The following is a 13,642-nucleotide window of genomic DNA, read 5'->3' as shown; positions in this document are numbered from 1 at the left end:
GACAGCCCCCCTGGCCGCCGTGCCCAAGGGCACGGGAGCGCCCGCGTCCCCGAAGGCGCCCGCGTCCCCGGCCGCCGCCGCTCCTGCCCCCGCCGTCCGCGCCGCGCGGACCCCGGGGAATGATCCATTCGGTGAGCCGCCCGAAATCCGGATGCCCATGGGCGGCTCGCCCGAGGACAAGCTGGAGTACTTCCGGGCAGTGGTCCGCCAGAAGACGGAGACGCTGGCGCGGGGCCGCACGCTGTACGCGGAGCGCGACGGCGAGCTCCACGGCGTGAAGCAGTCGCTGACGCTGGCGCGCAAGGAGCTGGCGGAGTCGAAGGCCAGCGTCTCCGCCTTCCAGGACGAGCTGGCCCGGGCGGCGGCGGAGTCCCAGTCGCGGCTCGCCAGCCTCCAGGAAGAGCTCACCGCGGTGGAGGCGGACCGCAAGGACCTGTCGCGCGCGCTGGCGGAGGTCGAATCCGACGTGCCGCGCCTGACGTCGGAGCTCCAGGAGGAGCGAGAGGCCCGCGGCGCGGTGGCCGAGGAGCTGATTGGCGCGAAGGAAGCGCTGTCGCTGGCCCAGGACCGCGTGGCGGAGCTGGCCGCGGAGAAGTCCGAGGCCCAGGGCGCCCTGGAGGCCGTCCAGGAGCAGTACCAGCAGGCCATCGCCGACGTGGAGCGGCTGACCACCGACCTGGAGGCGGCGTCGGCGGAGAAGGACTCGCTGGGCCTGCGCGCCGCGCAGCTGGAGGCCGCGCTGGCGGAGGCCCAGTCCGGGCTGAGCGCGCTGGAGAGCGAGAGCGACTGGTCGAAGAGCTCGCTGGAGGAGGCTCAGGGCCGCGCGGGCACGCTGGAGGCCGAGCGCGACGAGGCGCGCAAGCAGCTGGCGGTGGTGGAGGACGGGCTGCGCACCCTGCAGGAGCAGGTGGCGGAGCTGGAGCGCTCGCTGGCGTTGAAGGACGCCGAAATCGTGGGCCTGCGCGCGGCGCTCACCGCGCGCACCACCGAGGCGGCGGAGCTGCCCGCGCTGCGCCAGGCGCTGGAGGCGCGCACCGCGGAGCTGACCCAGCTCAAGGCGAAGCTGGCGGCGGAGGCGGCCAAGGCCGAGGAGCGCTCACAGGCCCTGGAAGAGGGCTTGGCGCAGGCCAGTGAGCGGGCGCAGCTGGCGGAGGGGGAGGCCGCGGCGCTGAAGGAGGCGCTGGAGGCCGCCGAGGTGGAGCAGGTGTCGCTGCGCGACCGCATGGAAGCGGACGCGGCGGCGCTCGGCGAGGCGGTGCAGCAGGCCGAGACGAAGGTGACGGAGCTGACGGCGGCGGTGGAGGCCGCGCACGCGGACCATGCGTCGTGGAAGGAGCAGCTCGCCGCGGTGGAGCTGAAGGCGGCCACCAAGGACGCCGAGCGCGTCGGCCTGTCCGCCCGGGTGTCCATGCTGGAGGCGGCGTCCGCGCAGCGCGAGGCGGAGCTGGTGCGCCTGCAGGCAGAGGTGGCGAAGGCCCACGAAGCGCTGTCCCTGGAGCGGGCGCGGCGCGAGGCGGCGGAGGCCGAGCGCACCGACGCGGAGGTGAAGGCGGCCCAGGCCGAGGCCCAGGTGGAGTCGCTGTCGGCGGGGCACGGCGGCGCCGAGGCGCAGGTGGCCTCGCTCACCGAGGAGCTGGAGGCCGCGCGCGCCGAGGCGGACAAGGTGGAGCGCCTCCAGGGCCGACTGAAGATGATGGAGGGGGCCCTGGAGGGCGCGAAGGCCCAGGCCGCGACGGCCAGCGGCAAGTCGGACGCGGCGCGCGCGGCGGCCGAGGCGAAGCTGGCTCGCGCGGAGGCGTCGCTGCACGCAGAGCAGGAGGCCCGGCAGGCGCTCGAGGTGAAGCTGGCGGAGCAGCCAGCGGCGCCTTCTCAGCGCGCGGGTGCGCCAGCGGACTGGGAGGCGGAGCGCGAGCAGCTCAAGGCGGACGCGGCCAACCTCAAGCGCAAGCTGGTGGCGGCCGAGACAGCGCTCGAGAACGCGGCGGGGTACAAGGCGAAGATTGCCCGGCTGGAGGCGCAATTGAAGGGCAAGAGGTAGAGGTTTCCCCTTCATGCCTTTCGACGCGCCAGTGGATGCCCTCACGGGAATGCCGGCGGCCCGCTTCGGGCTGTACCTGCACTTCCCGTATTGCCTCGCGAAGTGCCCGTACTGCGACTTCGCGGTGGCGGTGGCGCGGCAGGTGCCGGAGGAGCGCTACGCTCGCGCGGTGCTGGCGGAGCTGGACACCCGGCTGGCCGCCGAGCCCTCGCTCGCGGGGAAGGTGCTCGACTCCATCTTCCTGGGCGGTGGGACGCCGTCCCTGTGGCACCCGCGCTACGTGGCCCAGGTGCTGGACGGCCTCGCCGCGCGGCTGCGGGTGGCGCCCGGCGTGGAGGTGTCGCTGGAGGGCAACCCGGAGCGCGCGGACGCGGAGCGCTTCGCGGGCTACCGCGCGGCGGGGGTGAACCGGCTGTCGCTGGGGGTGCAGTCCTTCCAGCCGGAGACGCTCAAGGCGCTGGGGCGCGCGCATGACGCGGCCATGGTGGAAGGGGCCGTGGACGCGGCCCGGAGCGCGGGCTTCCCGGTGGTGTCCATGGACTTCATCTATGGCGTGCACGGGCAGACGGTGGCGCAGGTGGAGGCGGATGCGCGCCGGGCGGTGGCGCTGGCTCCCGAGCACCTGTCCACCTACGCGCTGACGGTGGAGCGCGACGTGCTGGCGGAGGACACGCCCCTGTCGAAGCGGCTCAAGCGCGGCGAGCTGGTGCTCCCGCCCGACGACACCGTGGTCGACATGGCGCGGGTGGTGCGCGAGGTGTACGGGGCGGCGGGCCTGCACCGCTACGAGGTGTCCAACCACGCGCGGCCGGGGTGCAGCTCGCGCCACAACGCGCTGTACTGGACGGGCGGGGAGTACCTGGCGCTCGGCGTGGGGGCCACGGGGATGTTGCTGTCGCCCCAGCCGCACCGGTACGTGAACCTGCGCAGCGCGGAGCGCTACCTCGTGGAGGCGGAGGCGGGGCGGCTGCCAGAGGAGGGCCGCGAGCCGCTGGGCCCGGAGGAGCTCTTCGCGGAGCGCCTGGCCATGGGCCTGCGGCTGGTGTCGGGCGTGGACTGGGAGGCCGTCTGCCAGCGATATGGGCAGCCGGTGGAGCCCCGGCGGGCGGAGGTCGCGCGGTTGGTGGCGCATGGCTTCGCGACGCTGCGGGACGGGCGTCTGGCATTGACGGAGAAGGGCGCGGACGTCCACAGCGCCGTGTGCGCGCGGCTGCTCTAGGGCTGCGTCCAGCGGAACGGATTTCGAGAGGCATATGAGCAAGTGGATACTGTGGCTGTTCCTCACCCTGCTGACGGGCAGCCCGCTGCTGTCGCTGGGCCTGATTCTCGTCATCATCTTCGTGGCGGACCGCTTCACGTGGCAGGTGCTCCCCAGCCCGGTGCGCCTGCTCAAGCGCTTCCAGCGCGCGGGGCAACTGGCGGGCACCATCCTCACCAACCCGCATGAGCGGCGCGCGCGGCACGAGCTGGCGGACATCCGCGTGGAGCAGCGCCGCTACGCCGAGGCGGTGGACATCCTCAAGCCCAACCTGGAGGCGGGCGACGAGGACGTGGACACGCTGTACCTGCTGGGCGTGGCCTACCTGGGCGCCGGTGATTCCCACCGCGGCGAGCTGCTGCTGGACGAGGCGGCGAAGCTGGACGCGGACCACAAGCTGGGCGCCATCGACCTGGAGCGCGGACGCTTCCGGCTGAAGCGCGGCGACGTGGCGGGCGCGGTGGAGGCGCTGGAGCGCTACTGCCAGGTGCGGCACGGCACGGTGGAGGGCCGCTACCTGCTGGCCAAGGCCCTGCGCCGGGCGGGCCGTGGTGATGACGCGAAGCGGATGCGTGACCTGGCCTGGGGGGAATACGTGGTGGCGCCCCGGTTCCAGCGGCGCCGGGAGCGCAAGTGGGCCTGGCGCGCGCGGCCCAGCCGGCCGTTGATGTACGCGGCGGCCGTGGCCCTGGTGCTGGGGGGGCTGGCGTCCGTGTTGCCCCGGTTCGGAATGACCCCGGAGCGCGGCTACGGCGGCCGCTACGACTCCGGCGCGTATGGCGAGCCACCCAGCGCGTCGGGGATGGAGGAGTACCTGGGCGAGTAGCGCTAGGCTCTCGCCCATGTTCCCCACGTCGTCGCAGGTCCTCCGCCAGCGGGAGGGAGTGCTGGCCGATACGCCGTTCCCCCTGCTGCTCCACGCGCTGATGGCGGAGGAGCGCACCTGTACGTTGGAGTTGAAGGTGCGCCAGCGGGAGAAGCGCATCGTCTTCGAGGACGGCGCGCCGGTGGCGTGCCAGTCCAACCTCCTCCACGAGACGCTGGGCAAGTACCTGGTGGAGAAGGGCAAGCTGTCGGAGACGGACTACCAGAAGGCGCTGGCGGAGAGCATCTCCGCGGAGGTGCCGCTCAGCGGCCTGTTGGTGCAGAAGGGCCTCATCAGCCCCTTCGATTTGTACAAGCAATTGCAGGCGAACCTGGCGCACAAGCTGCTGGACTGCTTCCGCTGGGTGGACGCGAAGTACCGGCTCATCGCCGACGTGGAGCCTCCGGACGCCAGCGTGCGGACGAACACGGGCCAGCTCATCCTCACAGGCGTGGCCAATGTGATGCCGTTCGACGCGGTGGCCACGCACTTCACCTTCACGGACGAGCGCCGCTTCGGGCAGATGCCGGGCACGGAGGCGGGGCTGAAGCTGTCGTCGAAGGACGCGCGGCTGTTCCAGGCGCTCCGGCTGAGGCCCACCTTCGGCGAGCTGATGGAGCGCACCGGCTTCGACACGGAGATGGTGCTCCGGCGCCTGTACGCGCTGTGCCTGCTGGAGGTCGCGGGCTTCGCGGAGGACGTGGACGCGAAGGCGGCTCGGCTGAGCGCGGGGAAGGGGACGGCGCCCGCCGCCGCGCCTGAACCAGTGGCGCCCGCGGCGGCGGCGCAGGCGCCGCAGGGGACGCCGTTCTCCGACGAGGACGAGGCGGCCCGCAATGCCCTGGTGAGCGCCTTCATGTCGCACCGGAGCAAGGACCCCTTCGCGCTGCTGGACGTGCCCGAGGACGTGCAGCCGGTGCCGCTGCGCAAGGCCTTCCTGGCCCTGGCGGACCGGTACGCGCCCCTGCGCTTCCATACGCCGGAGCTGCGCGAGAAGGCGGAGGTGCTGCTGGCGGCCCATGCGAAGGCGTTTGGCGCGCTGTCGGACGCGGAGCAGAACCTGCTGTGGCGCAAGCGGCGCGCGGCGCACCGGGAGAAGGACCGGGGTACGCGGCCCACCACGGCCGAGCAGTTCCGCATCCGCACGGACCTGCTGGACGCGACCACGCAGTTCGACGAGGCGAAGCGCCGGCTGGCCGCGCGGAACCACGCGGGGGCCTTCGAGTACTTCGAGTACGCCTGCGACATCGACCCGAAGCCGCTGTACCAGGCCTACCGGGCCTACGCGCGCTACCTGATGAAGCCGGAGGCGCACGGACGGCTGGCGCAGCAGGAGCTGCAGGAGGTGCTGCGCCAGGAGCCCTCGCTGGAGGAGGGCTGGGCCTTCCTGGGTGAAGTGGCCCAGGGCGAAGGCCAGTGGGGGCAGGCCGAAGACGCGTTCCGCAGGGCGTTCAAGCTGAACCCGAAGAACCGCCGCTACGTCGAGCTCATCCAGGAGATTGTCCGGCGGCGCTAGGCAGCCCCTGTCTGACAGGGTTTGTCTGTTGTTGGATTTGGGGCCATTTCCAGCCCCCCTGGGTGGCGTCTGTCTGAAGTCCGACAGTGGATGCCATTATTTTCGGACCGGCAGGGGTCTGGGTTTTTCTTTTTGCGGGGACCGCTGGGTAGTCTTTGAGCCCATGGGCAGTCTTTGTGAGAGGAATCAGTCGGGCCAGGCGGCCGTGGAGGCTGCCATTGTCCTCCCCCTGTTCGTCTTCCTCATCCTGGGCATCCTCCAGCTGGGGTTGATGCACCAGGCGCGGCTGCTGACCAAGTACGCCGCCTACAAGGCTGTGCGGGCCGGGTCGCTGAACAGCGCCAAGGTGGACGTGATGGAGAAGGCCGCGCTCGCGGTGCTGTTGCCGCTGCTGAGTGTGCCGAGCGGCGTGCAGAACCGCGCCCACATCCCCCCGGTGGGCAGCGCCGCGGAGTTCCAGCAGAAGTGGCAGGACCTGCAAGGCAACCAGATTCCCGGCACGTCGCTCAAGCACGCGGAGGTCACCATCTGCGGGCCCACGCGGGGCGACGTCGGCGGGGCCGGCCCGGAGCTGGACTTCGATGACCCCCGGAACACCGCGCCCTCCGGTTGGAAGGAGAGCCACCGCACCAAGCTGCGCGTCCAGGTGACCTTCAACTACCGGATGATCATCCCCTTCGCGGACTGGGTCATCTACCAGTCCACCCGCGGCCGGAAGATGACGTCCGTGCTGCGCATGCAGGGCGAGACGCCCGAAGGCGACGGCTCCCCCGAGCGCACCGACTCGCTGCTGGAGGCGGCGGCAGCTCAGCGCATCTTCATCTCTCCCATCCGCGCCACCTACACCATGCGGATGCAGTCCAACTTCTTCCTCAACCGGGCAGCCCTGCCAGGGAGCAATGAATGCGTCTTCCCATTCGCCTACTGAGGCCCAAGGCCCGGAGACGCGCGCAGCGGGGGCAGGCCATCGTCCTGGGGGCGCTGTCCTTCCTGGTGTTGGCGTTGATGGTGACGCTGAGCTTCAACCTCGCGCACGCGCTGCGCCAGAAGATGGGCTTGCAGCAGCACAGCGACGCGCTGGCCTACTCCATGGCCGTCCTGGAGGCGCGGTCGCTCAATTACTATGCCGTCAGCAACCGAGGCATCGCTGCTTCCTACGTCGCGATGAACAGCATCCACGCCTACATGGCGGCGTCGAGTGTGACGGGCGAGATGATGCGGGCCTCGGCGAAGAACTTCAACGCCATCGCGCTCATGGAGCTCGCCAAGTGCTTCTCCTGCTACACCTGCGCGGTGCACTGCGCCCACGCCGCCGAGGCGAAGAAGATCGCCGGCGAGTTCGACAAGGCGGGGCAGGACTACGACCAGAAGGTCCGCTCGCTCGAGTCCAGCTTCAACGCCGCGGTGCGAGGGGTGGACCTGATGGTCGACAACCTCCACGCCTCTCAGCGCGAGGCCCATTCCCAGACGCTCCAGGCGGTGCGGGATGGACGCAGCCACGGCCTGTCGCTGTTGACTCAGTACAGCGTCCCCGGGGCCAGTGACCTCTCGCAAGCCGTGGGGGGACTCAACGCGAACGAGTTCAACTGCGCGGTGGATGGAATGGACTGCCGGAACAGCGTCGAGAACGCCTCTCCGGATGCATTGGCGCGGGTGATGACTGAAATCGCCAATGCCACCCGCTCGGACTGGGGCGCCAACCGCGCCTACAAGGGGGACAGGCTGGGCCTCATGAAGCCCTCCTACCTGCACCCGGACTTCTTCGACGAGCTCCGGGACATCCCGGACCAGGGCTCCTACCTGGTGCTCGAACACGAAGGGACCTCCAAGACGGTCCAGAACAAGTCCGAGGTCAACAGCGGTGGAAAGCAGGGGGGCAACTCCGGGACGACCAGCGCCGCGCAGGAAGAGGGCCGCATCCTTCACACGTGGCGGCACGGCTTCACCTGGGCCAGCAGCTACGAGGCGGGCGTCTGGAGCGACGCCAATGGCGGCGGCCACGAGCCGGACGGCGCGCACTCGGGCTCGCACAACTTCGAGGGCGTCAACGCGAACGCGCTGTCGGGCTGCGCCCGTTCAGGCAACTGCTTCATGAAGTTCCGCGCCAACCCGTCCTCGGCGCGTGATTGGGGTCAACCTCGCGTCTACAGCTACCTCACGCGGCGGCTTCGGGTGGGCGACCCGAAGCGGGCACCCTGGGAATTGAATTCATCGGCGCAGGTGCGGCTGGACCATGGTGCCCAGGGCTCGGCCTCGCTCACGCTCGCGGCGCAGGAAGGCGTGGCCATCTCCAAGGCGCTTGTCTATTACCATCGCTTTGGCGCGAATGGCTGGCGCGAGGCCCCCAACCTCTTCAGCCCCTACTGGCGCGCGAAGCTGCATCCCATCAGCTCCGATGAGGCCGCGGAGGTGCTGAACGCAGCGGGGAACACCGACGCGTCGCGGTTGGCGCAGGTCCCGGGGGTGTCCCTGTGACGCGCGCGTCCCGTCGAGGCGCCGCCTCCGTGGAGATGGCGGTGTGCATGCTCGTCATCATCCCCGTGTTCCTCTACTCACTGTTCCTCTTCGACCTGCTGCGCCACATGCTGGACTCGCAGGAGACGTCGCTCACCACCGCGTGGGACTACACCGTCCTCGACTACGAGAAGGAACCTGAGTCGGTGGCGACGGAGGACGGCGGGACGACGACGGAGGCCTTCTCCGGCTTCGAGATGGCGCAGGCCTATTCGCGGTACATGTACTGCGACCACGAGTCGGGGCTCGACAGCTACGGGCCGGGGAAGGGGCCGGAGTGTCAGAACGACGAATCCCACCACACCGACGTTGTCGCCCATGCCTGCTGGCTCAACCCCGGCGGGCAGCAGGTGTACTGCACGCTGGATGCGCAGGCCGTGGGCGCGTATGGCGTGTCGCTCCACCAGTCCTTCATGGACACCTTCGGCCGAGGTGGCCTCATCCGCTGCTCCGCGCGCCTGGGCGTGCAGAACTACCTGTTGCCGGAGACGTTCCTTCCGGAGTTCTCCCGCGTGAAGCTGGCGAAGGAGACGCAGGACCGGGCCAACGGCGTCCATAACAACGCGACGGGCAACGGAGACCCCGGCTCCCACGGACGGGGCGACAACGTCTACCTGCTCCCCTGGGAGCAGATCGCCATCCTCACCGATACCTGGGCGCTCACGGAGCACGCCGACGTGCGGCCGGGTACGCCCGGAGGGAGAGGCATGCACGAGCGTGTCATCCAGCTCTATCAGAACGATGACAACCCGGCCTTCTCGCAGATGTCCTCGGCGGTGGAGGGGCTGGTGAGCCAGGCCATCGGCTCCAGTCTCCTGCACCAGGGCCTGCGGTTGCGGCCCCGGGGCTATAAGACACCGGGAGATGATCCTCGAAATCCCAGCCTCGCCATCAAACCCCACGAAGGCGGAGGTGGCGTCGAAGAGGAGATTGAGCAGCAGGGCGGGAGCCGCCAGGGCTACTTCAGCAGTGAGTGGCAGGACTGGGAGGGCGACAACAACCAGCGCTCCTATGAGGCGCGCGGCAACTGGTACCTGGGTTGCGAGAGGTCGGAGTCGTGTTGACGCCTGTTGCCGCCACGCGCCCCGTTGTCCGGATTCCCGCGCTGCTCTTCTCCGTGGCGGTGGTGGGCGGCCTCATCGGCTTCTCCTGGGAGCACGCCGTCTACCGGGGCAGCGACAGCAGCCAGGAATGGAGCCCGCCGGAGCTGGGCACCGACGTGGAGTTAGCCTCCCGGAGCTGGGTGCGCACGCCCGCGGAGGAGGCCATCCTCCAGCGGGCACTGGTTCACTTCCCTCCGTACCCCAACGCCACCCGCCCCGACGCGCTGGCCGCTGACTACCTGGGGCCCGAGGCGCCCATGGCGGTGGCGTGGTTCTCCACACAAGACGCGCCCGCGAAGGTCCTGGAGCACTACGCGCAGGCCCTGCTCGCCAAGGGGCTTCCGGTGCTGCACCAACGCCACGGAGAGAAGGGCGGCTACGTGGGCTACTGGAGCCCCGCCACGGAAGAGGTGCGGCTGGTGTCCACGCTGGCCCAAGGGGGTGAGACGCTGGTGTTCGTGTCCTCCGGTCAGGTGGGGCCCATGTTGCAGCGCGCGGCGGCCGTGCCCGGCTGGCTTCCGGTGCCCGCTGAACTCGCGGAGACCCGGACCGTGAACTTCAACATGGAGGGCGCCTCGCACCACGTGGTGACGGGCCAGCTCCACGCGGACTCACCGGCCGAGGCGGCGCGGCGCTACGGCGACCTCTTCCGCGAGCGCGGCTGGCAGGTCGGGGCGCCTGCTCCCGTGGAGTCGAATGGCATCGGGTTCGAAGTGCTCAAGGAGTCCGTGAGTGGCCGCGCGGTGCTGCGCGGCCGCTCGTCCGGTCCGGGAGTCGAGCTCCAACTCACGCTGCTACGCCGGAGCGTTGCCCCATGAAGAAGTCCCCGCGTCAGTCACGGGCCGCCCGCGGCCAGTCCATGGTGGAGTACGCCATCGTCACCGCGGCCCTGCTGGGCTTCAGCACGATGGGGTGGCCGTTCCTGGTGGCGCTCTTGAACGCGCTCCACCGCTACTTCAACTCCATCTACTACGTCATCCAGGCCCCCATCTGAGCCATGGGGGCTTGGGTGCCCAAGGCTACGGGGTCACCGTGGTGACGAACTCCGCCTTGCCACCGGAGACCTTGAGCACCACGGCCTCCTTCACCGCGTCGCGGTTGGCGTCCAGGGTGATTTTCCCCGCCACGCCCGGGAAGTCCTTCGTCGCCGCAATCGCGTCGCGCAGCGACGGGCCGCTCAGGTCCGGCGCGCGCTTCATGGCGTCAATCGTCACCCGCGCCGCGTCGTAGGCCAGCGCGGCCACGCTGTCCGGCACGCTGCCGTAGGTGGCCTTGTAGCGGGCCAGGAACTTCTGGAGCACCGGGTCCGGGTTGCCCGGCGAGTAGTGGTTGGAGAAGTAGCTGCCCTCCAGCGCGGAGCCGCCCAGCTCGTACAGCTTGTCGGAGTCCCAGCCGTCGCCGCCGAGCAGCGGCACCTTGAGCCCGATTTCACGCGCCTGCCGCGCGATGATGCCCACGTCCGTGTAGTAGCCAGGGACGAAGACGGCGTCCGGCTTCAGCCGCTTGAGGGACGTGAGCTGCGCGCGGAAGTCCGTGTCGCCCTTGGAGTAGCTCTCTTCGCCCGGCACCTCGCCGCCGAACGCCTTGAACTTGTCCGTGAACACGTCCGCCAGGCCCATGGAGAACGCGCTCTTGTTGTCGCGCAGCACCGCCACGCGGGACAGCTTCAGGTTCTCCCGCGCGAACTTCGCCATGACGAGCCCCTGGAAGGGGTCGATGAAGCAGACGCGGAAGATGTAGTCGCCCTTCTGCGTCACCTCCGGCGCGGTGGACGTGGGCGTCACCATGGGCACCTGGCCCGCCTGCGCCTTCTCCGCCATGGCCATGGACACCGACGAGGCCGCCTCGCCCAGAATCGCCACCACCTTGTCCTGGGTGATGAGCCGCGTCACCGCCTGGGCGCCTTCCTCCGGCCGGCCCTGGCTGTCGTACACGCGCACCTGGAGCTTCTTGCCCTTCACGCCGCCTGCTTCGTTGGCCTCCTTCAGCGCCAGCTCAATGCCGTTGCGCGCGGACACCCCGAAGGTCGCCTCGCTGCCCGTGAGGCTGCCGACCTCTCCCAGCAGAATCGTGTCCGAGTCCACCGGAGCGGCCGGTGCCCCGCTCGCCTGTCCCTCCGGCGAGGGCGCGGTGGGGGCAGGCGCGTTCTTCTTCTCGCAGGCCACCACGGCCAGGGCCAGGGTCGCGAGCAGCATCAGGGGACGGCGCATCGGCAATATTCCTCCGGGGGACGGTGGCGTCACCCTATCCCTCTCCCCTCCACCCTCCAACCAGCGGCGCTTCAGGGAGGGATTCAAATTGCAATGTGGACTAAAACGGTCCTGATTACATAAGAGGTCAACGTGGCCCGAGGCTCTTCGGCGCCTGGAACCCAGAGAGGAGACACCCGCACCCATGCTCCGGATGAGCAAGATGACCGACTACGGCATCGTGCTGATGACCGAGCTGGCTCGCGCGGAGGGTGACACGCGCACCACCCGTGAGCTGGCGGCGCGCACGCGCGTGCCACTTCCCTCGGCCAGCAAGGTGCTCAAGGGCCTGCTCCAGGCGGCGCTCGTGGTGTCGCACCGTGGCGCCAACGGCGGCTACGGGCTGGCGCGCCCGGCCCATGAGCTGTCGCTGGCGGAGCTCGTCTCCGCGCTCGAAGGGCCGGTCGCCCTCACGGAGTGTGGCGTCCACACCTCCGGGGGTGCGCCCTGTGAGCTGGAGTCCGTCTGCCAGGTGCGGGGCCACTGGCGCTTCATCAACAACGCCATCCAGGAGGCCCTGGGGCGGCTGACGCTGGCGGACCTCATCGCCCCCGCGCCCCGCGTGCCCGAGCGCCTCGTGGGCCTGGGGACACCCGCTCGCCCGGCGCCTTCCCCGGCCGCTGGCCAACCCCCTTCCGTTTCCGCGACAGGAGTCCGCTCATGAGCACCGAAACCCTCCAGGAACTGACGCGTCGCCCGTATGCGGCGGGCTTCATCACCCAGGTGGAATCGGACACGTTCCCCCCGGGGCTGGACGAGGACGTCATCCGCCAGCTCTCCGCGAAGAAGGGCGAGCCGGAGTTCCTCCTCGACTGGCGCCTCAAGGCCTTCCGTCACTGGCAGACGATGCGGGAGCCCACGTGGCAGGCCGTCACCTACGCGCCCATCGACTACCAGGCCATCCGCTACTACTCGGCGCCGAAGCAGAAGCCGGTGAAGGCCAGCCTGGACGAGGTGGACCCGGAGATTCTGCGCACCTACGAGAAGCTCGGCATTCCGCTGCATGAGCAGAAGCTGCTGCAGAACGTGGCGGTGGACGCCGTCTTCGACTCGGTGTCGGTGGCCACCACGTTCAAGGACAAGCTGGCCAAGGCGGGCGTCATCTTCTGCTCGTTCTCCGAGGCCGTGCGCGAACACCCGGAGCTGGTGAAGAAGTACCTGGGCACCGTCGTGCCGTACTCGGACAACTACTTCGCCGCGCTCAACTCGGCCGTCTTCAGCGACGGCTCGTTCGTCTACATCCCCAAGGGCGTGCGCTGCCCCATGGAGCTGTCCACGTACTTCCGCATCAACGCGGCGGAGACGGGCCAGTTCGAGCGCACGCTCATCGTCGCGGAAGAAGGCTCCCACGTGAGCTACCTGGAGGGCTGCACGGCCCCCCAGCGCGACACCAACCAGCTGCACGCCGCGGTGGTGGAGCTGGTGGCGCTGGACAACGCCACCATCAAGTATTCCACGGTGCAGAACTGGTACCCGGGCGACGCGGAGGGGCGCGGCGGCATCTACAACTTCGTCACCAAGCGCGGCATCGCGCACCGGGCGGCGAAGATTTCGTGGACCCAGGTGGAGACGGGCTCGGCGATTACGTGGAAGTACCCGAGCGTCATCCTCAAGGGGGATGACTCGGTGGGCGAGTTCTACTCGGTGGCGCTCACCAACAACATGCAGCAGGCGGACACGGGCACGAAGATGGTGCACATCGGGAAGAACTCCCGCAGCACCATCGTGTCCAAGGGCATCTCCGCTGGCCGCGGGCAGAACACGTACCGCGGGCTGGTGAAGGTGCTCAAGAGCGCCCAGAACGCACGCAACTACACGCAGTGCGATTCGTTGCTGCTCGGTGACAAGTGCGGCGCCCACACGGTGCCGTACATCGAGGTGAAGAACGCGTCGGCGCAGGTGGAGCACGAGGCGTCCACGTCGAAGATTGGCGAGGACCAGCTCTTCTACTGCCGGCAGCGGGGCATCTCGCAGGAGGACGCGGTGTCGATGATCGTCAACGGCTTCTGCCGCCAGGTGTTCAAGGAGCTCCCGATGGAGTTCGCGGTGGAAGCGCAGAAGCTGCTCGGAGTGAGCCTGGAAGGGAGCGTGGGGTAGGT

12 protein-coding genes are annotated in these 13,642 nt (G+C 69.7%); 11 read left to right on the top strand and 1 reads right to left on the bottom strand.

Features of this window, described 5'->3' with window-relative positions; translation table 11 throughout:
- From HV824_RS37985 to HV824_RS21475, 9 genes are all read left to right on the top strand, one after another.
- A partial coding sequence (locus HV824_RS37985) for a plectin 1 isoform 8 (protein WP_176424094.1) occupies window positions 1-2,038 on the top strand: 2,038 nt, incomplete at its 5' end.
- 13 nt (window positions 2,039-2,051) lie between these two features.
- A complete protein-coding gene (gene hemW / locus HV824_RS21510) occupies window positions 2,052-3,257 on the top strand; it encodes a radical SAM family heme chaperone HemW (RefSeq protein ID WP_176424093.1) in 1,206 nt (401 codons plus the stop codon).
- Between the two features lie 34 nt (window positions 3,258-3,291).
- Window positions 3,292-4,122: a hypothetical protein gene (locus HV824_RS21505; protein WP_176424092.1), complete on the top strand. Its 831-nt coding sequence runs from the start codon at window positions 3,292-3,294 to the stop codon at window positions 4,120-4,122.
- Window positions 4,123-4,138: 16 nt separating this feature from the next.
- Window positions 4,139-5,677: a DUF4388 domain-containing protein gene (locus tag HV824_RS21500; protein ID WP_176424091.1), complete on the top strand. Its 1,539-nt coding sequence runs from the start codon at window positions 4,139-4,141 to the stop codon at window positions 5,675-5,677.
- Between the two features lie 163 nt (window positions 5,678-5,840).
- Window positions 5,841-6,605 (top strand): TadE/TadG family type IV pilus assembly protein, encoded by a 765-nt coding sequence (locus tag HV824_RS21495; protein ID WP_176424090.1) that lies wholly within the window; start codon window positions 5,841-5,843, stop codon window positions 6,603-6,605.
- The gene (locus tag HV824_RS21490; RefSeq protein WP_176420528.1) at window positions 6,581-8,152 is read left to right on the top strand and encodes a TadE/TadG family type IV pilus assembly protein; all 1,572 of its coding nucleotides are present in this window, start codon (window positions 6,581-6,583) and stop codon (window positions 8,150-8,152) included. The genes HV824_RS21495 and HV824_RS21490 overlap by 25 nt, the downstream gene beginning before the upstream one ends.
- A complete protein-coding gene (locus HV824_RS21485; protein WP_176420529.1) occupies window positions 8,149-9,255 on the top strand; it encodes a hypothetical protein in 1,107 nt (368 codons plus the stop codon). Before HV824_RS21490 ends, HV824_RS21485 begins: the two co-directional genes overlap by 4 nt.
- Window positions 9,249-10,112, top strand: a complete 864-nt coding sequence (locus HV824_RS21480) for a hypothetical protein (RefSeq protein ID WP_368738092.1) — start codon at window positions 9,249-9,251, stop codon at window positions 10,110-10,112. The genes HV824_RS21485 and HV824_RS21480 overlap by 7 nt, the downstream gene beginning before the upstream one ends.
- Window positions 10,109-10,288 carry a hypothetical protein gene (locus tag HV824_RS21475; RefSeq protein WP_163784307.1) on the top strand — a complete coding sequence of 60 codons (180 nt, stop codon included), beginning with the start codon at window positions 10,109-10,111 and terminating at the stop codon, window positions 10,286-10,288. The genes HV824_RS21480 and HV824_RS21475 overlap by 4 nt, the downstream gene beginning before the upstream one ends.
- Window positions 10,289-10,313: 25 nt before the next feature.
- On the opposite strand, the gene HV824_RS21470 is transcribed toward HV824_RS21475, so the two are convergent.
- Window positions 10,314-11,504: an ABC transporter substrate-binding protein gene (locus HV824_RS21470; protein WP_176424089.1), complete on the bottom strand. Its 1,191-nt coding sequence runs from the start codon at window positions 11,502-11,504 to the stop codon at window positions 10,314-10,316.
- Between the two features lie 184 nt (window positions 11,505-11,688).
- Here HV824_RS21470 and HV824_RS21465 point away from each other — a divergent pair, with 184 nt between their 5' ends.
- Window positions 11,689-12,207, top strand: coding sequence for an SUF system Fe-S cluster assembly regulator (locus HV824_RS21465; protein ID WP_176420531.1), 519 nt, complete (start codon window positions 11,689-11,691; stop codon window positions 12,205-12,207).
- Window positions 12,204-13,640, top strand: coding sequence for a Fe-S cluster assembly protein SufB (sufB, locus tag HV824_RS21460; protein WP_176420532.1), 1,437 nt, complete (start codon window positions 12,204-12,206; stop codon window positions 13,638-13,640). Before HV824_RS21465 ends, sufB begins: the two co-directional genes overlap by 4 nt.
- The last annotated feature ends 2 nt before the right edge of the window (window positions 13,641-13,642 follow it).

The organism is Myxococcus sp. AM009 (assembly GCF_013372605.1).
Taxonomy (GTDB): Bacteria; Myxococcota; Myxococcia; order Myxococcales; family Myxococcaceae; genus Myxococcus; species Myxococcus vastator.
Note: the sequence above shows the minus strand (reverse complement) of the source record. Positions and strands in the feature narration are given on the sequence as shown.